Consider the following 19,977-nt stretch of genomic DNA (forward strand, 5'->3'; position numbering starts at 1 on the left):
CCCATGCCATGGTGTCTGCATAGCGAACGCCGCGACCAGCGGAGCGACATGCTGTCGCGCTTCGATCCGCGTTACTGGACGGTCGATTTCCCGCGCCCGATGATGGCGGCGGTGGTCGCGACCGCGCCCGATGCCGTGCGTGTCGATACGGTCTTCTACCGCGCTGACGATCTGGCGGGGCTGATCTGGGAATCGGCCGACCGGCACGATCATCCGCTGCTGCGCTACGACACGGTGCGCGACTATCGCGATTGCCGGTTGCGGTTCCGCTGGCGGTCGGGCGGGATCAAGCCGCTCGATGCACGGCACGGGCCGACGCTGACCATCGAGGGTCGCGACGAGAACGGTCGGCCCCGCGCTTGGTATGTGCGGCTGTGGAATTACGCGACCGGCACGCCCGAGGATGCCGAGGTCGTCATCGACTTCGCCTCGCTGGCAGGCGGGTTCCGGTTTCCCGAGGATCGCGACCCCGTCTGGGCCGGGGATGTCGACCGGATGTTCGTTTCGCTGGTGGCACCCGATTACGACGCGGGCGCACGCTTCCTGGCCCAGCCGCAGGAGGGCTGGGCCGAGCTGACCGGCATTGCCTGTGACGGCCCGGGCGCGGTGATCGGGGTCGGGGCGGCGGTTCTGCCCGAACAGGGTTTCCGCATCGCCAGCGGCTATGACGACAGCTATCATCTGACGCCGCAGCGTTTGCTGCGCAACATGCTGCACCTCGGCTATCGCGGCGGCATCGTCCATTATGTCGGCATGAGCCATTATTTCCGGCTCGAACGCAGCGGGGAGGGGCTGTACGCCAGCCTGAGCGGCGGTGCGCTGAACGTTGCAAGTGAGGCATGGCATCGCGGGTTCGCGCATGAGGCGAAGGCGCTGGGTTACGACCTGATCTGGTCGCTGTCCTATGAGCTGTTCGACGCGCATTGCTGGGGCGACTGGAAACAGCGATCCGCCGACGGCGCGCCCGCGCTGACCGGCTGGGAGCCGCCGTCGACGCTGCTCAGCCCGGCGCATTCGGGGGCGATGGCCTATCTTCAAGCTGTCGCGCGGGCGTTCCTGGCGATCGGGCAGGTCGCGGGGGTGCGGCCGCAGTTCCAGGTCGGCGAGCCCTGGTGGTGGGTGCGCCCCTCGGACGGCGCGCCGTGCCTGTACGATGCGGCGGCGGTGGCGGCCTTCGCGCCGGTGCCGATGGCGAGCATGGCGGGGAGCAAGACCCAGGCGCAGCGCGACACGCTCGACCGGGCGGGGGCGTGCCTGGCTGCCTCGACCGCCGCTTTGTGCGCGGCGGCGAAGGCGGCGGCGCCGGGCTGCGTCACGCATCTGCTCACCTATCTGCCGACCGTGCTCGATCCGCTCGCGCCCGAGGCAAAGCGCGCCAACATGCCGGTCGGCTGGGCGAGTCCGGCCTTCGATGTGCTGCAACTCGAGGATTATGACTGGGTGACGGCGGGCGACACCGCCGCGACCCGCAAGGGCGTGGCGCTGGCCGAGGCACGGCTCGGCTATCCCCCGGAGCGCCAGCATTATCTGTCGGGCTTCGTGCTGCGCGCGGACCAGCGCGGGCAATGGGGCTGGATCGCCGGGGCGGCGGAGGCGGCGCGTGCGCGGGGTGTGGCGGCGACCTTCCTGTGGGCGGTGCCGCAGGTGATGCGCGACGGGTTCGCATGCTGGGAAGGGGAGGAGGACGAGATGCAGGCTTTCGACGATGTGCTGTTCCCGCTGGCGCTGGGCCGCGAGGCGGAGGTGACGCCGGGCTTCTCGACCGCGATCCTGACCGGGGCGGGCGGGCGAGAGGCGCGCAATGCCGCCTGGGCGGAGGCGCGCACGACCTATGATGTCGGCCCCGGCCTCCGCTCGGCCGAGGATATCGCGGCGCTGCTCGGTTTTTTCCGGGCGCGGATGGGGCCGGCGCGGGGCTTTCGCCTGCGCGATCCGTTCGACAGCATCGGCACCGAGGAGGTGCTGGGCCGGGGCGACGGCAGCACGCGCCGGTTCGCGCTGGTCCGCCATTATGGCGACCAGTCGCGCCGCATCACCCGGCCGGTCGCTGGCAGCGTGTCGGCCAAGGTCGCGGGCCGCAGCGTCACCGGCTTCGCCCTGGAGCCGGGCGGGTGGCTTCTGCTCGACACCGCGCCCGCCAGCGGCGCGGCGATCACGGCCAGCTTCACCTTCGACGTGCCCGTTCGCTTCGCCGAGGACCGGCTGAGCGTGACCCTGGCGGGCTTTCGGGCCGGCGCGGCGGCCTCCGTCCCGCTGGTCGAGGTGCGCGAGGCATGAGTGCGGACACGCTGACCACCTGGGTGTTGTGCTGGCGGATCGAGCGTCGCGACGGGGTGACGATCGGGTTGACCGGGCATGATCACGACCTGTGGATCGAAGGGCTGCGTTACCGCGCCGCGCCCGGCCTGACGCCCAGTGCGATCCTGCGCGGCGGTGCGCTCGCCCCCGATCTGATGGAGGCATCGGGCGCGCTGACCAGTGCGGCGATCGGCGAGCGCGATCTGCTCGGCGGGCGCTGGGACGGGGCGAGCGTGGCGGCGATCGCGGTCGACTGGAGCGGCGAGGGCGCGCCCGTGCCGCTGGGCCAGGGGACGATCGGTGCGGTGCAACTGGGCGAGGGTGGTTTCTCCGCCGAACTGCGCGGGGTCGGGGCGTTGCTCGACCGGCCGGTGGCGGAGGAGACCTCGCCCGATTGCCGCGCGATGCTGGGCGACCGGCGGTGTCGCGTCGCGATGGCGGGGCGGCGGCGGTTCGCGCGGGTGACGGCGTGGGACGGCGAGGTCGGCCTGGCGCTCGATACCATCGAGCCGGTGGCGAACGCCTATGGCCAGGGGCGGCTGATCTGGTTCGGCGGCGACAATGCCGGGCTGGAGGGCGCGGTGGCGCGATCGGAGGGCACGCAGCTATGGCTGTCCGCCGCGCCCGCCTTCCCCGTCGCGCCGGGTGCGCTGATCGAACTGGTCGAGGGGTGCGACAAGCGCCTCGAAACCTGCCTGTCGCGCTTCGCCAATGTCATGAACTTCCGGGGCGAGCCGTTCCTGCCGGGCATCGACCTGCTGACCCGATACCCCGGCGCATGACCCCCGAGCCTATCGACGATGTGGAGGCGGCGGCGCGGGCGCTGGTCGGCGTGCGGTTCCGGTTGCACGGTCGCGATGTGGTGCATGGGGTCGATTGCGTCGGGCTGGTCGCGCTGGCGACGGGGCGGTCGGCGCCGACCGGCTATGGCTGGCGCAGCGGGGACGCGGGGCGGGTGGCGGCGATGCTCGATGCCGCCTTCGCGCGCGGCGGGGACGCGCCCGGTGCGGTCCTGCTGCTGCGTGCCGGGCCGGGGCAACTGCATCTGGCGATCCGGGTAAGCGACGGGATCGTCCATGCCGATGCGGGGCTTCGCCGCGTCGCCTGGCGGCCGGGTGTGCCGCCCTGGCCGGTGCTCGGATATTGGAAGGGAGAGGGGTAATGGCGACCTTGGTCTTGAGCACGGTAGGGCGTGCGCTGTTGGGGCCGGTGGGCGGTGCGATCGGGGCATTGATCGGCAACCGGGTCGACCATGCGGTGCTGGGATCGCCCCGGCGACAGGGGCCGCGTCTGGCCGAATTGTCGGTCCAGACCTCGACCTATGGCACGCAGATGCCCGCCATCTTCGGCACGATGCGTGTCGCCGGGCCGCTGATCTGGGCGACCGACCTAGTCGAGGCGCGCGGGCTGACCGGCGGGGGCAAGGGGCGGCCCGCCACCGAAAGCTATAGCTATTCCGCCAACTTCGCGGTCGCCCTGTCGGGGCGGGCGATCCGGCGGGTGGGGCGGATCTGGGCCGATGGCCGGTTGCTGCGCGGCAGCGCGGGCGACTTCAAGGTGGCGACCGGCTTTCGCATCTATCCCGGCACCGAGGACCAGCCGGTCGACCCGCTGATCGCCTCGATCGAGGGCGCGCGGGCGTCCGCCTTTCGGGGGCTCGCCTATGCGGTATTCGAGGGGCTGGCGCTGGCCGAGTTCGGCAACCGTATCCCGCAACTGACCTTCGAGGTGGAGGCGGATGCTGGTCCCGTTGCATGCGGAACGATCGCGCAGACGCTGTCGCCGCTGGTCCATGGCGGTGACCCCGGATTGCCCGTGGCGGGCTTCGCGGCGGGGGGCGGCAGCATCGGTGCCGTGCTGGCGACGCTGGCCGAGATCGGCGGCGGCCAGTGGGTGGCGGACGGCGCAGGTCTGCGACTGGTGATGCCGGGCACGGCGCCGGCGCAAGCGGTCCGGGACGAGGGGATGGGGGAGGAGCGGCCGGGAAAGCGCGGCATGCGCACCATCGCAGCAGAGGCGGTGGTGCCCGCCAGCATGACCGTGGCCCATTACGATCCGGCGCGAGACTATCAGATCGGCACGCAGCGCGCGCGTCGCCCCGGCGGTGTACGGGACGAACGACTGGACCTGGCCGCCGCGCTCGACTCGTCGACCGCGCGGACGCTGGCGGAAAGCCGGTTGGCGCGACGCGCGGCCGAGCGGGTCCGGCGCACGCTGACGCTCGGTCCCGATGCGCTGGCCATCACGCCGGGCGCGACGATCGCCATCATGGGCGAGAATGGGCGCTGGCGGGTGGTCGAGGCGGCGTGGGAGGCGATGGCAGTCCGGCTGACCTGCGTTCCGCTCGGTCAGGCCGCAGCCCGGCTGCCTGCGTCGCCGGGCCGGATCGCACGGCCTGTCGATCGGGTGATCGGCACGACCCGGCTGGTCGCGTTCGAGGTGCCGTCGCTGATCGACGATCCGTTGTCGAGCCCACGACTGTCGGTCGTGGCGGCGGGCGGGCCGGGCTGGCGACAGGCGAACCTGGCCTATAGCCTGGACGACGGGGCCAGTTGGATCGCGATCGGGGGAACCGCGCTGCCCGGCGTGATGGGCAAGGTGGCGGCGATCGGCCCCGGCGGCACCGCGCGGCTGGTCGATCGGCGCGGCAGCATCGACGTGCGCGTGGCGCAGGACCTTGCCGATGCCGACCCGGCGGCGCTGGCGGCGGGGGCCAATATCGCCTGGATCGGTGGCGAGCTGATCCAGTTCGCCACTGCCCGGCCGCTGGGGGATGGGCATTGGCGGCTGAGCGGGCTGTACCGCGGCCTGCGCGGGACCGAGGCACAGATCGGGCGGGCCGGGCCGGGCACCGATTTCGTCATGCTGGAGCCTGGATGCGTCCGCACGATCGACCTGCCGATGACGATGCTGGGCAAGCGCGTCCGATTGCTGGCGCATGGCGTGGGCGACGGTGGCGATGGCGTGGAGGCCTTTGCCGACGTCACCGGTGCCTCGATCCTGCCGCCCGCGCCGGTCGGGTGGCGATGCACGCGGGCGGCGGACGGACGTGTGACGATCGGGTGGACGCGGCGCAGCAGGATCGGCCGGCGCTGGCTCGACGGGGTCGACGTGCCGCTCGGCGAGGAGGCGGAGCGCTATCGCATCGCCATTGGCGACCGGGTCGAGGAACTGTCCACCCCCGGCTGGACCGGCGAGGCGGCGGACGGTGCGCGGGTGACGATCCGGCAACTGGGAATATGGGGCGCATCGGCCCCGCTGGTCGGTTTCGTGGGGGAGGGGTGAGATGATGGACGAGACGCCGCGCTGGACATTGCCGCTGCTGGCGGCGGGACAGGCGCACAAGGAAACCACGCACAACGAGGCGCTGAGCCTGCTCGACCTGGTCGTGCAGCCCTGTGTCGAGGCGGTCGGGCTGGATACCCCGCCCGGCGACGCGCAGCCGGGGCAGGCCTGGATCGTCGGTGCCCGGCCGACCGGTGCCTGGGCGGGACATGCGCAGGCGCTGGCCGGATGGACCGATGGCGGCTGGCGGTTCCTGGTTCCGCGCGCCGGTCTTTCGGTCTGGAACCATGCGGCGCAGTGCCGGTCCGAATGGGACGGGACGGCGTGGCACACGGGGCGTGTCCTGGCGCGCGAGCTGATTGTGGACGGAAAAAAAGTTGTCGGCACGCAACGACCCGGGATCCTTTTGCCGGATGGTGGGCAAGTCATTGATTCAGAAGCACGATCTGCGCTTGGTTTGATCGTTGCCGCGCTTCGCGACCATGGTTTGATCGCCTCCGGCTGACCAAAATCCTGTGCCTTTAATGCCACAGTCCGGGGCTTTTGTTTGCTTGCGTGGAAACCAACGCTCCGATAGTGGGTTTGCGCTGTCCGTAGTGACAACCAAGAAAGGGGACTATGATGCGGAAGCTTGCCATTGTTCTGGCACTCGCCTCCACCGCCCTGGCTTCGCCTGCCCTCGCCCGCGACAAGTCGTGGTACGTTGGCATCGAAGGCGGCGGTATGATCGTCGAAGACATCGATTATGATGTCACCGGCACGCGCACTGGCGTCGCCAGCGTCGACCATGACTATGGTTATGACGTTGACGCCGTGATGGGTTACGACTTCGGTGGTTTCCGACTGGAAACCGAAGCCGGTTACCGTCGTGCAACCGTCGACGGTTTCAGCTCGACCACGCTGACCAACACCGGCATCGGTGCTGGCACCGTTGCGGCTGGCAACTATCCTCTGGCCGGTGGCTCCACCTCGGCGCTCAGCTTCATGCTGAACGGCTTGCTGGACTTCGGTTCGGATGATGGCATCCAGGGCTTCGTCGGCGGCGGCGTCGGCGTCGCACGCGTCAAGGCGAACTACGCCCTGAACCGTCGTGCCGACTTCCTGAACGACTCGGACACCGTGTTCGCGTGGCAGGCTCTGGCGGGCATCCGTGCTCCGCTGACCGACCACATCGACGCGACGCTGAAGTATCGCTTCTTCAACGCCGAGAACGTCAAGCTGGTCGACGTCGCGAACAACACGTTCGACGGCCGTTTCCGTTCGCACTCGATCCTGGGTGGCGTGGCGTACAACTTCGGCGAACCGGCAGCTCCGCCGCCGCCGCCGCCGCCCCCGCCGCCCCCGCCTCCTCCTCCCCCGCCGCCCCCGCCGCCTGCTCCCGAGGCAGTGGCGTGCTCGCCGGGTCCGTTCATCGTGTTCTTCGAGTGGGACAAGTCGGACGTCACCCCGGAAGCCGCGTCGATCCTCGACAACGCGATCACGCAGTACCAGAGCTGCGGCAATGCGCGCGTGATGGTTGCGGGTTACACCGACACCTCGGGTACGCCGCGTTACAACATGGGCCTTTCGCAGCGTCGTGCCGACGCGGTGAAGGCGTACATGACCTCGCGTTCGATCCCGGACGGCACGATCACGACCGAAGCGTTCGGCGAGCAGCGCGACAAGCTGCGCGTGCAGACCGCCGACGGCGTGCGCGAAGTGCAGAACCGTCGCGTCGAGATCACCTACGGTCCGGGCGCTGGCCAGTAAGCCACGCTCAGCCTAGGCTGATTGCGATAAAGAGGGAGGTCGGCGAAAGCCGGCCTCCTTTTTTGCGTCCGGCGTCGGTGGCGGGGCGTGGTGGACGACCGGCATCGGGTTTTGCGCGGGGCCAAGTGCCTTGCCTTGCCCCATCGGCTACTGCTCGCGATGGGCTGCGGCATGTCCAATTTAGAGTTTGATCCAGCCAAGCTGAAGGACCACCCCGGCGGAGGCCGGGGTCCGGTTGGGGCTGCGGTAGTGATGATCCAGTGCGCTTCATCGCCGAAGCCTTCGCAACTAGACCCCGGCCTTCGCCGGGGTGGTAGGGCAATAGTTCAGGGCAGGTGGATCAAACTTTAGTGGCCTACGAGCATTCCGCTCCTGCAAGGGGAGAGGGCTATGCATAACATGGTGGAGGGGTGTCACCAGTCACGAGGACTGAGCGACCTCTCAAGGCCTGGACACCCCTCCGTCAGGCCTGCGGCCTGCCACCTCCCCTTCCAGAGGAGGAATGAAATGAATGTCGATTCTCCCTAGGATTCGCACCGCCACCTCCTTTCGCCGGGATAGAATTTATCGCGCCGCCTGAGATGCTTGCGACGTGTCCCTGCGCCCGCCGAAGCATCGCCATGCCCGATTCATACTTTCTTCGGTGCTGTCCATTATGGACACATTCTTCGATCCAGAAGGAATGGCTATGAGATATGGCGGGGCCGGTTACAAAAATCGTGAGGCACGCCGACAAGTTCTGATCGCCTGCCGCATGAAGTCTGTGCGCGGATGGGGCGATGCCTGTATTCACAATATCTCGTCGCGCGGCATGATGATCGCCTGCGACGATCCGCTGCAGCCGGGCGAATATGTTGATATCCGACGCGGGCGGCAGGTCGTGATCGGCCGCGTGATCTGGACGCGCGACCGGTTCTCGGGAATTCGAACGCAAGACACGATCAGCCCCGACGCTCTGGTCAACGAACCGCGTCTGGAGTCGCGCCCGGCGCCCTGCGACGTCGGCGGCGATCGCCGCCACGTCCGGCAGCGTCTGGTCAGCGAGATCGATACGGCGCGACGGATCGAGCGCAGCCGCGCCATCTCCGGGACGTTGCAATTCGCGGCACTCGGGCTGTTCGGCATCGCCGCCGCAGTGACGATCGCGGTACAGGTCGGCCATGTGCTGGCACGGCCGACTCACCATATCGCGAGCGCCCTGTCCTCCGCGAAATAGCGGCGCGCCGGTTCAGCCCGCTTCTTCCTCGGACAGCGCCGTCACCAGCCAGTCGGGGCGCAATGCATCGCCCAGTGCCTCCACGCGGCGATGCTCGACCATCAGCCCCAGTTCGGGATAGGTCGCCCGCGTCCGGTCGCCTGCCTCGCCCAGCGGCGCCACCACCAGCCGTCGATTGACCTTGGAGCGGTGATGCATCCGCGCGGTATTCTCTTGGCCGACATAACAGCCCTTGGTGAAGCTGACGCCGTTCAACTCGCGCGCATTGCACTCCAGCCATAGCGTCTCGCCCGCGCCCAGTTCGCCGACGCCCTCGACCACGCCCAGCGCCAGCCGGTGCGCGGCCCACCCGCTCGCCGCCTCGCCCGCCGGGGCCAGCCAGCGTCGGCCGAGCGCGGGCAGGCGCGGGTCATGGGGGCGATCGTCGGCGTCCCGGCTCCAATGCACCGCCAGTCCGGCAACCGGCTCGATCGTGATCGCGCGCCGCAACCGGTACATAGCCAGCCGCCGCGCGAGCGCTTCGGCCTGCACGGCCTCCGCATCGATCAGCACGGCATCGCCGTCCGCCCACAGGATGAAGTCGAACAGCGCCTTGCCCTGCGGCGTCAGCAGCGCGCCCCAGCGCGGCGCATCCGGCGTCAGCCCCGCCACGTCCTGCGTCACCAGTCCCTGCAGGAAACCGCGTACGTCCTCACCCGCGACCCGGATCAGGCGGCGGTCGGCCAGGGTGGTGGCGCCGGTGATGGAGGGCACCATAGGCTGCGTCGTCGGGGTGGAATCGCTCATGCGGTCAAGGTAGGAGGGCGCCACCCCATGCGAAAGGCCCGATTGCCATGACCTTCGATCTCCTCCTCTCCGGCGGCACCGTCCACACGCCTGGCGGCCCGGTCCGCGCCGATGTCGGCGTGCGCGATGGTCGGATCGTGGCGATCGGCGCGAAGGGCGATGCGGGCCGCGTGATCGACTGCACCGGCCTCGACATCCTGCCCGGCGTCATCGACACCCAGGTGCATTTCCGCGAACCCGGCCTGATGCACAAGGAAGACCTGGCGAGCGGTAGCCGCGCAGCGGTGATGGGCGGCGTCACCGCCGTCTTCGAAATGCCCAACACCAAGCCGAACACCGATTCGGCCGACGCGATCACCGACAAGCTGACGCGCGCCAGGACGATGTTCTGCGACCACGCCTTCTATGTCGGCGCGACCAACCACAATGCCCGCGACCTGGCCGAGCTGGAGCGGATGCCGGGCACGGCGGGTGTGAAGATCTTCATGGGCGCCTCGACCGGCGACCTCTTGGTGTCGGAAGATGCGCGGCTGGCGGAAGTGCTCGCCTCGGGCCATCGCCGCGTGGCCATCCATGCCGAGGACGAGGACCGGATGAACGCGCGCGTGGACGAGCGGATCGAGGGCGACCCCGCCTCGCACCCCGTCTGGCGCGACGACGAGAGCGCGCTGCTCGCCACCCGCCGCATCCTGCGGCTGGCGCGGGCGGCAAATCGCCGCATCCACATCCTGCACGTCACCACGCCTGCCGAGCTGGAATATATCGCGCAGCACAGGGATATCGCGACCTGCGAGGTCACCCCGCAGCATCTGACGCTGGCGGGCGAGGAAGCCTATCCACGCCTCGGAACGCTGGCGCAGATGAACCCGCCGATCCGTTCGGGCGCGCACCGCGACGGTCTGTGGTACTGGCTGAACCAGGGCGTGCCCGACGTCATCGGCTCGGACCACGCGCCGCACACGCTGGAGGAAAAGGCCAAGCCTTATCCGGGCAGCCCCAGCGGGATGCCGGGCGTGCAGACGCTGTTGCCGCTGCTGCTCGACCATGCCGCCAATGGCCGCCTGTCGCTCCAGCGCGTCATCGAACTGACCAGCGCGGGCGCGCAGCGCATCTTCGGCATCGTCGGCAAGGGGCGGATCGCGGCGGGCTATGACGCCGACTTCACCATCGTCGACCTCAAGAAGCGCTGGACGATCGAGGATCAGTGGCTCCAGTCCAAGTGCGGCTGGTCGCCCTTCACCGGCATGGAACTGACCGGCAAGCCGATCGGCACCATCATTCGCGGCGAGATCGCGATGTGGGAGGATCAGCTGGCCGCCGCGCCGACCGGCCAGCCGCTGCGCTTCGAAGCGGTAGATTTCGGTTGAGTGACGCGGTGAGCGTGGTGCGCTGGGTTCGCGATATCCGGGTCTATTGCCCGGTCGCGGCACCCACGCTCGCCGGGCTGATCGCGGGCGATCCGGATGCGGTCGAGCGGGACGCCACTGCCGCCACGCTCCTCGCCATCCTACGTACCCCGCCGCTGGGCGATTTCGGCCGCTATCGCGAGGTGGTCGAACTGGCCATCGGCTATGAAGGCTTTCGCCCCGGCGCAGGCGCGGTGCCGACGCTGGGTGCTGTGGGGCAGGCGAGCTGGTCGCCGACCGTCATCCTGACCGCGATGTATGATGCGGATGCCGATATCGGGGCGCTGGCCGACCGACTGCTGGCGGCGCACCCTTGGGACGTACCGGTGATCGCGGTCAGCGAGCCGTATCAGCTACGGGTGCGCGGGTAGGGGGCGATTTGTCGGGCGGGCGGCCTCCTGCGACAGCGATCCGGCGCGACGGGTGGCAGGGCTCCAACCCTGAACCCCAATTCCTAAAATTTGATCCACCAGACCAGACCTGTTGCGTTACCACCCCGGCGGAGGCCGGGGTCCAGTTGCGAAGGCTTCATATGATGGAGCGAGCCGGACCATCACAACGGCCCCCCGACTGGACTCCGGCCTCCGCCGGGGTGGCGCTTCGGATTGGATGGATCAAACTCTAACCACCGTTCAGCCTGAACGGTGGTTGGTCCTTGACCCTGCGTCAGACGATGCTTCGTCCGTTCAAGGGGGAGGGTGGAACCTGGCGTTCCAGCACTCCCCGCCGCCTTGAAATCAGAACGGCAACCACCGCGCCTTATGCGTGAAGTTCATATACCCCACATTGACGCCCGCGCGCCAACCGACGCCCAGGCGCACCGGGATCAGTACAACATTGCCGCGCCGCAAATAGGTCGCGGCAAATCCACCGACGAAATAGAGCCGCCCCTCGGCCGCGGGGAAGCGGTGGAACAGCTCCTCCGTGTCGTACAGGTTGTAGACCAGCACGAAGACCTTGTTCGCGTCGCCGCCGATGTCGAAGCCCAGCGACGGCCCGGTCCAATAGACCGGCATCTGCCCCTCGACCTTGTGGGTCATCACGCCCGAGCCGTAACGGACCCCGAGGACAAAGGCGCCCGACGCCTCGCGCCCCGCGATATAGGCGTTCGGCCGACCCTGTTCGCGCAGGATCCGCTCGATGATGCCCGCCAGCCCCTCGGCACCCTGGCCGAAGACGCCTTCGCCCGCCGCCAGCAGGTCGTCGCGCTCGAAGGTGTCGGCGGCCTGCGTGGTCTGCGTCGCGCGGGTTTCCGGCGTGGTTGCAGGCGGCGTGCCCGGCGTCTGCTGCACCGGCGGCGGCGGGGGCATGGTGTCGTCTTGCGCAGGCGTGCTGCGCTGATCCGGGACACTGCGATCCTGCACGCGCGGTGCGGGGCGCGACGGCTGGGTGGCCAGGTCGCTGTCGATACCCTGATTCGGGTCGATCGTGCGCACCTGCGCGGCGAGCGGCGCGGCGGCGATCATCGCCAGCCCGCCGATCAGCGATGCCGACAGCGATAGAGGCAGTGACAGGCCCAGGCAGACAACACGCATGACATTCAACTCCCCCGGCGAACCGATAGGTCACGTTAACCAGCCCGCGCCTTGCAGTGCAATGAATGACGGGGTGGTGCCCGATCGATTTACCGGGCCACTTTTGTCGCCCTAGTCGATTTTCCGTGCAAAATCCCCCCGATCCCCGGTTGATTGCCTCCACCGGCCCCGCTATAGCCGCACCTCGCCGCAGCCGGAGACGTGGGTGAGTGGCTGAAACCAACGCTTTGCTAAAGCGTCGTACGGGAAACCGTACCGAGGGTTCGAATCCCTCCGTCTCCGCCATTTTGCCGGCATACCCCGATAAATTCTGATGTCCGCTCTCAGTCTTGGCGATCACCGCTTGGGCGTATCCTGTCGCGGTCTGGTTTCCTTTGCCACGGCTACGTTATGACCACGTGGTAGTCGTCGACATTGGTGATCGGCGTGATCGGAAGGGATGAAGGCATGGCGGATGCCGCAGTTAACGACATCGTTATCGGGCCCATCACCCAGGCGGACGCGCTGATCGTCATCGACCCTCAGGTCGACTTCTGTCCCGGCGGGCGGCTGGCCGTGGCGGATGGCGATGCGATCATGGCGGGGATCGCCGCGCTCGCACCGCGCTTTGCCCATGTCGTCGTGACGCAGGACTGGCACCCGGCCGGGCATTCGTCCTTCGCCAGCAGCCATGCGGGGCGGCGGCCCTTCGATAGCGTGGCGATGCCCTATGGCGAACAGATATTGTGGCCCGACCACTGCGTCCAGGGCAGCGCGGGGGCGGCATTCCATCCCGACATCGCGGCGGTCGTTGACCGGGCCGAACTGATTCTGCGCAAGGGGACCAATCCGGCGGTAGATTCCTATTCCGCCTTTTTCGAGAACGACAAGACGACGCGGACCGGGCTGGCCGGATATTTGCGCGACAAGGGCGTGCGGCGGTGCGTGTTCGTTGGGCTGGCCTATGACTTCTGTGTCGGCTGGTCCGCCCTGGATGCGCGGCGCGAGGGGTTCGAGGCGGTCGTCTTGAAGGACCATAGCCGCGCAATCGCCATGCCGATCGCGGGCGGCGGCACGACGCGCGACGCGGCCGAGGCGCAGTTTCGGGCAGCGGGCGTGCGTTTCTGACGCGGGGAGGGGGCTACCGGCCCCCTCCCCGCAACGGTCAGGCGGCAACGGCCTCGGGCAGGTCGTCCTCGGTGAGGGTCGAACTGCGGCGGAACTGCGCGGCATTCTCGTCCAGCCAGGCCGAGGCGGTGGCGCGGCCGAGCTCGCGCAATTCCTGGATCTTCGACCAGCGCGTGTCGAGCTTGCTGGCCGAACCGCGCTCGCCCAGCGCCAGGGGGGCGGGCATCATGTGCAGGTTGGTCGCGGCCAGCGCCTGCATCGCCGGGTCGGTCGACCGCGCGCTGCGGGCGATCGTCTGGACATCGGTCAGCGCCTTCAGGTCGCGCAGCAGGCAGGCGTTAAAGCCGATATCGCTCATCCGCCCGACAATGCCACCCAGCGAGGTCGGCGTATCGTCGACCGCGAACGGCGTGATCTGTACGATCAGCAGGTCGGTCGCGCCGTGGTCCGCGAAGATCAGCGGCTCCAGCGCCGGGTTGGCCGAAAAGCCGCCGTCCCAATAATCCTGGCCGTCGATCGTCACCGCCGCGAACAGGTCGGGCAGGCAGGCCGAGGCCATGATCGCATCGACGGTGATCTCGTCATTGCCGAACAGCCGCGCCGCGCCGTTCGATACGGCGGTCGCGGCGATATACAGCGGCAGTGCCTCGTCACGGGTCAGTGCGCCCAGGTCGATGCTGGACGAGACGACCTGGCGCAGCGCACGCATGCCGCGCAGCTGCGGCGACACCTGGGCCACATAGCGGCTCATCATCTTCGACACCTCCAGCGTGCGGCGGAACCAGGGTTCGAACAGCGGCCCGCCCCATTGATGGTCGAAGGCGCGCAGCGGCGAGGTGTCGGACACCGTCTTCCACAGCCGCTCCAGCCCGGCCAGCGCCCCCGCCCGGCCACCGGCGGCGAGGCCCGCGACCAGCGCGGTGCCGTTCAGCGCGCCTGCGCTCGCCCCGCTGACCGCGACGATCTCGATATCCTCGTCGAGCAGCCGTTCGAGCACGCCCCAGCCATAGGCGCCGTGTGCGCCCCCGCCCTGAAGCGCCAGGGCGAGCCGCGGGCGACCCGCCTTCGAGGTGACGGGACGGTTACGGGGCGGGTGGCTTGAAAGCAGGTCGGACATGAGTGGCTCCGGTGTTGCGTGGCCGGGCCGGGCGGCACGGCGATAGGGAATATGGTGCCTCAACGACCATCACCGACTTTGGGTGCGGTGCAGCATAACAAGAAGTACGCCTGCACTTTTTCGGGAGAAGAAACGATATCGGATACGATCGGTTGAGCCCCCGCACCGGCCGCCACTGGATCGGCGCATCACGATCAAGGGGGGATCAGGGATGACCGGCACCGGATGGGACGGCAGCGCGCGACCCGCGCCGAAGCCGGTGCGATCGCCCCGCCGGGCGGTGCGCGCGACGATCGAGCGGCTGCACCGGTCGATGTTCGAGTTCATCGCCGCGCCTGCGCTGATCGTCTGTGGCTTCGTCGTGCTGGCCGAGGTGATCGACTGGCTGGACAATCATGCCGGGCCGCAACGGTCGTGGAGTCCGCTTCGCACATGGCTGGCGCAATATGTCGGCGATACCCAGTCGGCGATCGGCGTCCTGACCGCGATCGCGGGCAGCCTGTTCACCGTCACCTCGATCACCTTTTCCATCCTGATCCTGGCGGTGCAGCAGGGCGCGACCGTGCTCAATTCGCAGATCGTCGACCATTATCTGCGCCGGGCGTCGAACCGGGCATGGTTCGGCTTTTTTGTCGGCATCTCGCTCTTCGCGCTCATCACGCTGGTCCAGACCACGCATACGCGCGCGCCCATCTTCGGCGTGATGATGTCGACCATCCTGGGCGCGGTCGCGCTGTTTGCACTGATCGTCCTGATCTATGGCACGATCGACCAGATGCGCCCCGTAACGCTGATCGCGGCGATCGTCGACACCGCCGTCGCGGCGCGCAACCGGCAGTTGCCACTCCTCGCCGCCAGCGGGCCGTGCGTCGTCGAGGGCGGGCGTATCGTACGCGCCGATCATAGCGGGCATGTCGCGCGGGTCGATGTGCGGGCGCTGGAGGAGTTACTTGCGAAGCACAGCGACCTGCGGATCGCGATCTGCCCCGCGATCGGCGACTTCGTCACGATCGGCGATCCGCTGGCCGTGATGTCGGCGGGGCACGAGGCGCTGGCCGATATGGTGGCCGCTGCGGTCGTCCTGACCCAGAAGCGCGATATCGCCGACGATGCGGGTTACAGCCTTCACCACCTGCACACGATCGGCTGGACCGCGATCTCGACGGCGCGGTCCGATCCGGCGGTGGGCGCGATCGCGATCCAGGCGCTGCACGATCTGATCGTCACCTGGCGCGACGATCCGGTCAGAGCGGATGGCGGCGGCGAAGGACGCGCCCGGCTGGGCTATGACGACCGCCTGCCGCGCCAGCTGATCGATACGATCGAAAGCCTGATGGTCGCCGCCAGCGAGTCGCGCCAGCACCAGACGATGGCGCTGCTGCTCGACACGGTGACGGCGGTGCTGCCGATCGTCTCGCCAAGCCAGCGCCGCGACCTGCCCGGTGCGCTGCGGACGGCGGCGCTACTGGCGGCATCGCATACCCCGACCCGCGTCATGGTCCATGCGCTGGCCCGATGCTCGGCGGCCTGCCAGCGCCATGGGTTGGAGGATGTGGCGGCCGAACTTGCGGGCGCGTTGACGCCGGACCAAAGGAAAACGAATGAGGACAGCCACGGCACTATTTTGCCGTAGCGGTCGAACGAACCAAAACTCGAAGTTTAGCAGGCCGGCGCGACGCGGATCGGCAAGCGGTGGGCAAGACGTTTGATGACGTCCTGCGACAAGGTTCTCACCGCGGGCGCATGATCTATGCTGATACAGCCGGGTATGACAATGCGTACGGCCGCTCGCTGTGTATCGCTCATCTGATGAAATGCGGTAACGCAGGACAGGAGATTGCCTGATACGGTGCGAATATTACGACCTGTCAGCATAGCGGTCGCTTTCCACTGTTCCTTGTCCATCGCAAATCTCCCGAAAATGCGACGATACAACCATGGGAAAGCCGGGGTGGTTCCTGCACTGGTCGGTGTCTTTAGCCGATGACTGGCGTGCGCGATGGAAACGGCCCCGCCATCGGCGTGATGGCGGGGCGCTTGTCGGATTATCCGGTCTTGGTGACCGTGCAGGGGGCGACCAGTTGGCCGTTCCAGGTGAACGAGCCCGTGCCGGTCCCGCTTGTCCGGGGGCGGGGGATCGTGCATCGATTCCGTGGGTTGCCCCGATGTGACCGGTTCTGCCCGGTCGACCCTGCCCATCCTTTCCAGGAGCGTTCATGCCCGTCACCGACATCGCCACCCGCGTCTACAACCATGGATGGCGGCTGGACCCGGTGGTGCGCAGCCTGCTCGACACCGATTTCTACAAGCTGCTGATGCTGCAGATGATCCGCCAGCTTCACCCGGATGTGAACGCGACCTTCTCGTTGATCAACCGCAGCAAGAGCATCCGTCTGGCCGAGGTGATCGACGAGGCCGAATTGCGCGAACAGCTCGACCATGCCCGCAGCTTGCGCTTCGGCAAGAAGGAGCTGATCTGGCTGGCGGGCAACAGCTTTTACGGAAAGCGGCGGATGTTCACCCCCGACTTCCTCGAATGGCTCGGCCGGTTCCAGCTGCCCGAATACGAGCTGCGCACGGTCGACGGACAGTTCGAGCTGCATTTCGACGGACCCTGGGCGCAGACCAGCATGTGGGAAATCCCCGCGCTCGCCATCGTCAACGAATTGCGTTCGCGCGCCGCGCTGAAGGGCAAGGGGCGGTTCGAGCTCGATATCCTCTATGCCCGTGCCAAGGCCAAGCTGTGGGACAAGGTGGAGCGTTTGCGCGAGCTGCCCGACCTGGTCCTTTCCGACTTCGGTACGCGGCGGCGGCACGGCTTTCTGTGGCAGCGTTGGTGCGTCGAGGCATTGAAGGAAGGGCTGGGCAGCCGCTTCATCGGGTCGTCCAATGTGTTGCTGGCGATGGACAATGATCTGGAGGCGATCGGCACCAACGCGCATGAACTGCCGATGGTGGTCGCCGCGCTCGCCTCCGACGATGCGGGCGTGGCCGCGGCACCCTACCGCGTGCTGGAGGAGTGGCAGGCACTGTATGACGGCAATCTGCTGATCGCGCTGCCCGATGCGTTCGGGACGAGCGCGTTCCTGCGCAAGGCACCCGACTGGCTGGCCGACTGGACCGGCTTTCGCCCCGACTCCATGCCGCCGATCGAAGGGGGCGAGCAGATCATCGCCTGGTGGCAGGCGCATGGCCGCGATCCGCGCACCAAGCTGCTGATCTTTTCCGACGGCATGGACGTCGACAGTATCGAGGCGACCTATCGCCATTTTCATGGCCGGGTGCGGATGAGCTTTGGCTGGGGCACCAACCTGACCAACGACTTTCGCGGCTGCGACCCGGCGGGGGAGGCCGGGCTGGAGCCCATTTCGCTGGTCGCCAAGGTCATCAGCGCCGATGGCCGCCCGGCCGTCAAGCTGTCCGACAACCCCGCCAAGGCCACCGGTGAGCCGTCGGAAATCGCGCGCTATTTGCGTATCTTCGGCGAGGATGGGCGTCGGGCCAAGGCGGTCAGCGTGTGAACTGCGTATCTCGTCCGCTGTAAGCACAGGACGAGGGCCGAACGACATTCACGTCATTCCTCCCCTTGCAGGGGAGGATTTGTGGCATTTTGCTGAATGTCGATCGGCTCTGGAGAAAGGCATGACGGCATCCGTGTCTTGCGATAGCTTGGCACGATAAAGCCTTGGGAGAGGTCATGCCGAAGATCGTGTTAGCGCTGGCCCTGTTGGGCGTGTCGGCCGCGGCCCATGCCGGACGCGCGGACCGTGTCAGCTGGGGCAGGCCGGGCGTGTCGCGAGCGGTGTTCGAAGGCGGCAGCCGCGACTGCATGCTGAAGGCCGCACGGCGCGACGTGGCGCAGGACGGGGCGACCCAGCGATATGTGCGTGGCGCCCGCGTGCTGGACCGCGAAGCCAATGTGTCCCCGATCGTCCCGACCGACGACATCTTCACGCAGAGCCAAAGGCAGGTCCTGCTGCGCCGGATGTATAATCCCGACAAGCAGGTCGATGCGCTGCAATCCACGCTTCAGGCCGAGGTCGACCGGTGCCTTGTTACGGCGGGCTATGTCCGCTTCGCCCTGACGCGTGAGCAGACCCGGCAACTCGCGCGGCTGGCGCCGGGGTCGGAAGGGCGAAAGGCCTATCTCTACACGCTTGGGTCCGACCCCCGGATCGTCGAGGCGCAGCGGGTCGCCACACCGCCGACCCCTTGATCCATCCCGGTGGTGATGACGATCCTGTCATGGTAACCTCCTGATCCGGCGGGCGAACTACGCCCTGCCGCATCACGGGCCGCATCACGGGCCGCATCACGGGCCGGATCATGGGAGAGTGACATGCGCGACGCCGACCGTCGGACGATCATCGCAGGGCTGGGCGCGGGGCTGGCCGTGGCGGCCAGCGGGGCCTGCGCCGCGCCGCGCGACCGCAAGGTCGGCTATGCCATTGTCGGGCTGGGTCGCTATGCCGAGCTGATCATGTCGAAATTCGCCGAGTGCGACCAGTCGCGGCTGGTCGCGCTGGTCAGCGGCACCCCGGCCAAGCTCCAGCGCTTCGGCGAGAAATACAATATTCCCGCCAGCCACCGCTATTCCTATGCCGATTTCGACCGCATCCGCGACAATCCGGATATCGACGTCGTTTATGTGATCCTGCCCAACGCGCTGCACGCCGAATATACGGTGCGCGCGGCCAGGGCGGGCAAGCATGTGATGTGCGAGAAGCCGATGGCGATCTCGGTCGCGGAGTGCCGCACGATGATCGCGGCGTGCCGGGCGGCGGGGCGCAAGCTGATGATCGGATACCGATCGCGGTTTCAGCCGCACAACCGGCTGGCGATCGACCTGGCGAAGAAGGGTTTTGTCGGGCCGACCCGGATCATCACTGCCGACCATGGCTTCAACGCGCAACCGAACCAGTGGCGGCTCGAGCGCAAATGGTCGGGCGGCGGCTCGCTGATGGATATCGGCATCTACAGCCTGAACGCAGCCCGCTACCTGACCGGCGAGGAACCGGTCGAGGTCAGCGCGATCGAATCGACCGACCGCAGCGACCCGCGCTTCCGCACGGTCGAGGACCGGATCAACTTCCTCCTGCGCTTCCCCTCCGGCATCCAGGCGACCTGCGTGTCGAGCTACAGCTCGAACCACAATATGTACCGGGTGACGGGGACGGAGGGCCATATCGAGCTGGAGCCCGCGACATCCTATGAGGGCCAGAAGATGTGGGTCCGCCGCGACGGCCGGACCGAGGAGCAGCAGGTTCCGGCGGGCAAGGGACAACATGCGGGGCAACTCGACCATTTCGCGGGCTGTATCCTGAACGGCACCGACCCGCTGGTGCCGGGCGAGGAGGGATTGGCCGACATGCGCGTGATCGAGGCAATCTATCGCTCGGCGCGCGAAGGGCGGCGGATCACACTGGGATAAGGGGCCACCATTCCTCCCCTGTAAGGCGAGGAACAGACGGGGAAGAT

18 protein-coding genes and 1 tRNA gene are annotated in these 19,977 nt (G+C 68.0%); 15 read left to right on the top strand and 4 right to left on the bottom strand.

Annotation, left to right across the window (positions count from 1 at the left end; translation table 11 throughout):
- Positions 1–3 precede the first annotated feature (3 nt).
- The 7 genes from SOM26_RS04330 (at position 4) to SOM26_RS04360 (ending at position 8,548) form a co-directional block, all read left to right on the top strand.
- Positions 4–2,277, top strand: a complete 2,274-nt coding sequence (locus SOM26_RS04330; protein WP_320451511.1) for a DUF2460 domain-containing protein — start codon at positions 4–6, stop codon at positions 2,275–2,277.
- Complete coding sequence (locus tag SOM26_RS04335) at positions 2,274–3,080, top strand: phage/gene transfer agent baseplate hub protein (RefSeq protein ID WP_320451512.1); 807 nt, start codon at positions 2,274–2,276, stop codon at positions 3,078–3,080. Before SOM26_RS04330 ends, SOM26_RS04335 begins: the two co-directional genes overlap by 4 nt.
- A complete protein-coding gene (locus SOM26_RS04340) occupies positions 3,077–3,460 on the top strand; it encodes a peptidoglycan endopeptidase (protein WP_320451513.1) in 384 nt (127 codons plus the stop codon). Before SOM26_RS04335 ends, SOM26_RS04340 begins: the two co-directional genes overlap by 4 nt.
- Positions 3,460–5,583: a phage tail protein gene (locus SOM26_RS04345; protein ID WP_320451514.1), complete on the top strand. Its 2,124-nt coding sequence runs from the start codon at positions 3,460–3,462 to the stop codon at positions 5,581–5,583. Before SOM26_RS04340 ends, SOM26_RS04345 begins: the two co-directional genes overlap by 1 nt.
- A 1-nt stretch (position 5,584) precedes the next feature.
- Entirely contained in the window at positions 5,585–6,088 is a 504-nt protein-coding gene (locus SOM26_RS04350) for a DUF2793 domain-containing protein (RefSeq protein WP_320451515.1), read from the top strand.
- A gap of 116 nt (positions 6,089–6,204) precedes the next feature.
- On the top strand, positions 6,205–7,332 hold the full coding sequence (locus SOM26_RS04355; RefSeq protein ID WP_320451851.1) for an OmpA family protein: 1,128 nt from the start codon (positions 6,205–6,207) through the stop codon (positions 7,330–7,332).
- Positions 7,333–8,086: 754 nt separating this feature from the next.
- Positions 8,087–8,548 carry a hypothetical protein gene (locus SOM26_RS04360; protein WP_320451516.1) on the top strand — a complete coding sequence of 154 codons (462 nt, stop codon included), beginning with the start codon at positions 8,087–8,089 and terminating at the stop codon, positions 8,546–8,548.
- Positions 8,549–8,560: 12 nt separating this feature from the next.
- On the opposite strand, the gene ygfZ is transcribed toward SOM26_RS04360, so the two are convergent.
- The gene (gene ygfZ, locus SOM26_RS04365) at positions 8,561–9,334 is read right to left on the bottom strand and encodes a CAF17-like 4Fe-4S cluster assembly/insertion protein YgfZ (protein WP_320451517.1); all 774 of its coding nucleotides are present in this window, start codon (positions 9,332–9,334) and stop codon (positions 8,561–8,563) included.
- A gap of 47 nt (positions 9,335–9,381) precedes the next feature.
- On the opposite strand from ygfZ, the gene SOM26_RS04370 reads away from it, so the two are divergent.
- Together SOM26_RS04370 and SOM26_RS04375 are read left to right on the top strand one after the other, a co-directional pair.
- Positions 9,382–10,701 carry a dihydroorotase gene (locus SOM26_RS04370; RefSeq protein ID WP_320451518.1) on the top strand — a complete coding sequence of 440 codons (1,320 nt, stop codon included), beginning with the start codon at positions 9,382–9,384 and terminating at the stop codon, positions 10,699–10,701.
- Positions 10,698–11,111, top strand: coding sequence for a hypothetical protein (locus tag SOM26_RS04375; protein WP_320451519.1), 414 nt, complete (start codon positions 10,698–10,700; stop codon positions 11,109–11,111). Before SOM26_RS04370 ends, SOM26_RS04375 begins: the two co-directional genes overlap by 4 nt.
- 366 nt (positions 11,112–11,477) lie before the next feature.
- On the opposite strand, the gene SOM26_RS04380 is transcribed toward SOM26_RS04375, so the two are convergent.
- Positions 11,478–12,275 (bottom strand): DUF1134 domain-containing protein, encoded by a 798-nt coding sequence (locus tag SOM26_RS04380; RefSeq protein ID WP_414712009.1) that lies wholly within the window; start codon positions 12,273–12,275, stop codon positions 11,478–11,480.
- Positions 12,276–12,470: 195 nt separating this feature from the next.
- Here SOM26_RS04380 and SOM26_RS04385 point away from each other — a divergent pair.
- A tRNA-Ser gene (locus SOM26_RS04385) sits at positions 12,471–12,560 on the top strand.
- Positions 12,561–12,722: 162 nt separating this feature from the next.
- Positions 12,723–13,382: a nicotinamidase gene (locus SOM26_RS04390; RefSeq protein ID WP_320451520.1), complete on the top strand. Its 660-nt coding sequence runs from the start codon at positions 12,723–12,725 to the stop codon at positions 13,380–13,382.
- Between the two features lie 37 nt (positions 13,383–13,419).
- Here SOM26_RS04390 and SOM26_RS04395 read toward each other — a convergent pair whose 3' ends face one another.
- Positions 13,420–14,499 carry a patatin-like phospholipase family protein gene (locus tag SOM26_RS04395; protein ID WP_320451521.1) on the bottom strand — a complete coding sequence of 360 codons (1,080 nt, stop codon included), beginning with the start codon at positions 14,497–14,499 and terminating at the stop codon, positions 13,420–13,422.
- A gap of 211 nt (positions 14,500–14,710) precedes the next feature.
- Here SOM26_RS04395 and SOM26_RS04400 point away from each other — a divergent pair, with 211 nt between their 5' ends.
- A complete protein-coding gene (locus tag SOM26_RS04400) occupies positions 14,711–16,132 on the top strand; it encodes a DUF2254 family protein (RefSeq protein WP_320451522.1) in 1,422 nt (473 codons plus the stop codon).
- A gap of 26 nt (positions 16,133–16,158) precedes the next feature.
- On the opposite strand, the gene SOM26_RS04405 is transcribed toward SOM26_RS04400, so the two are convergent.
- Positions 16,159–16,404: a hypothetical protein gene (locus SOM26_RS04405; protein WP_320451523.1), complete on the bottom strand. Its 246-nt coding sequence runs from the start codon at positions 16,402–16,404 to the stop codon at positions 16,159–16,161.
- Positions 16,405–16,715: 311 nt separating this feature from the next.
- On the opposite strand from SOM26_RS04405, the gene pncB reads away from it, so the two are divergent.
- The 3 genes from pncB to SOM26_RS04420 all read left to right on the top strand — a co-directional run bounded on the left by pncB (position 16,716) and on the right by SOM26_RS04420 (position 19,930).
- A complete protein-coding gene (gene pncB / locus SOM26_RS04410; RefSeq protein WP_320451524.1) occupies positions 16,716–18,020 on the top strand; it encodes a nicotinate phosphoribosyltransferase in 1,305 nt (434 codons plus the stop codon).
- Positions 18,021–18,196: 176 nt separating this feature from the next.
- Positions 18,197–18,715, top strand: a complete 519-nt coding sequence (locus SOM26_RS04415; protein WP_320451525.1) for a hypothetical protein — start codon at positions 18,197–18,199, stop codon at positions 18,713–18,715.
- A gap of 123 nt (positions 18,716–18,838) precedes the next feature.
- On the top strand, positions 18,839–19,930 hold the full coding sequence (locus SOM26_RS04420) for a Gfo/Idh/MocA family protein (RefSeq protein ID WP_320451526.1): 1,092 nt from the start codon (positions 18,839–18,841) through the stop codon (positions 19,928–19,930).
- Positions 19,931–19,977: the final 47 nt, after the last annotated feature.

This window comes from Sphingomonas sp. CFBP8993 (genome assembly GCF_034044895.1).
Classification (GTDB): domain Bacteria; phylum Pseudomonadota; class Alphaproteobacteria; order Sphingomonadales; family Sphingomonadaceae; genus Sphingomonas.

Excerpts from the sequence above, each read along its gene's own strand:
- SOM26_RS04420 (WP_320451526.1), top strand. The coding sequence starts at position 18,839 with ATGCGCGACGCCGACCGTCGGACGATCATCGCAGGGCTGGGCGCGGGG.
- pncB (WP_320451524.1), top strand. The coding sequence starts at position 16,716 with ATGCCCGTCACCGACATCGCCACCCGCGTCTACAACCATGGATGGCGG.
- SOM26_RS04355 (WP_320451851.1), top strand. The coding sequence starts at position 6,205 with ATGCGGAAGCTTGCCATTGTTCTGGCACTCGCCTCCACCGCCCTGGCT.
- SOM26_RS04350 (WP_320451515.1), top strand. The coding sequence starts at position 5,585 with ATGATGGACGAGACGCCGCGCTGGACATTGCCGCTGCTGGCGGCGGGA.
- SOM26_RS04390 (WP_320451520.1), top strand. The coding sequence starts at position 12,723 with ATGGCGGATGCCGCAGTTAACGACATCGTTATCGGGCCCATCACCCAG.
- SOM26_RS04380 (WP_414712009.1), bottom strand. The coding sequence starts at position 12,275 with ATGCGTGTTGTCTGCCTGGGCCTGTCACTGCCTCTATCGCTGTCGGCA.
- SOM26_RS04330 (WP_320451511.1), top strand. The coding sequence starts at position 4 with ATGCCATGGTGTCTGCATAGCGAACGCCGCGACCAGCGGAGCGACATG.
- SOM26_RS04370 (WP_320451518.1), top strand. The coding sequence starts at position 9,382 with ATGACCTTCGATCTCCTCCTCTCCGGCGGCACCGTCCACACGCCTGGC.
- SOM26_RS04415 (WP_320451525.1), top strand. The coding sequence starts at position 18,197 with ATGCCGAAGATCGTGTTAGCGCTGGCCCTGTTGGGCGTGTCGGCCGCG.
- SOM26_RS04400 (WP_320451522.1), top strand. The coding sequence starts at position 14,711 with ATGACCGGCACCGGATGGGACGGCAGCGCGCGACCCGCGCCGAAGCCG.
- SOM26_RS04345 (WP_320451514.1), top strand. The coding sequence starts at position 3,460 with ATGGCGACCTTGGTCTTGAGCACGGTAGGGCGTGCGCTGTTGGGGCCG.
- SOM26_RS04360 (WP_320451516.1), top strand. The coding sequence starts at position 8,087 with ATGAAGTCTGTGCGCGGATGGGGCGATGCCTGTATTCACAATATCTCG.
- ygfZ (WP_320451517.1), bottom strand. The coding sequence starts at position 9,334 with ATGAGCGATTCCACCCCGACGACGCAGCCTATGGTGCCCTCCATCACC.
- SOM26_RS04405 (WP_320451523.1), bottom strand. The coding sequence starts at position 16,404 with ATGGACAAGGAACAGTGGAAAGCGACCGCTATGCTGACAGGTCGTAAT.
- SOM26_RS04335 (WP_320451512.1), top strand. The coding sequence starts at position 2,274 with ATGAGTGCGGACACGCTGACCACCTGGGTGTTGTGCTGGCGGATCGAG.
- SOM26_RS04395 (WP_320451521.1), bottom strand. The coding sequence starts at position 14,499 with ATGTCCGACCTGCTTTCAAGCCACCCGCCCCGTAACCGTCCCGTCACC.
- SOM26_RS04340 (WP_320451513.1), top strand. The coding sequence starts at position 3,077 with ATGACCCCCGAGCCTATCGACGATGTGGAGGCGGCGGCGCGGGCGCTG.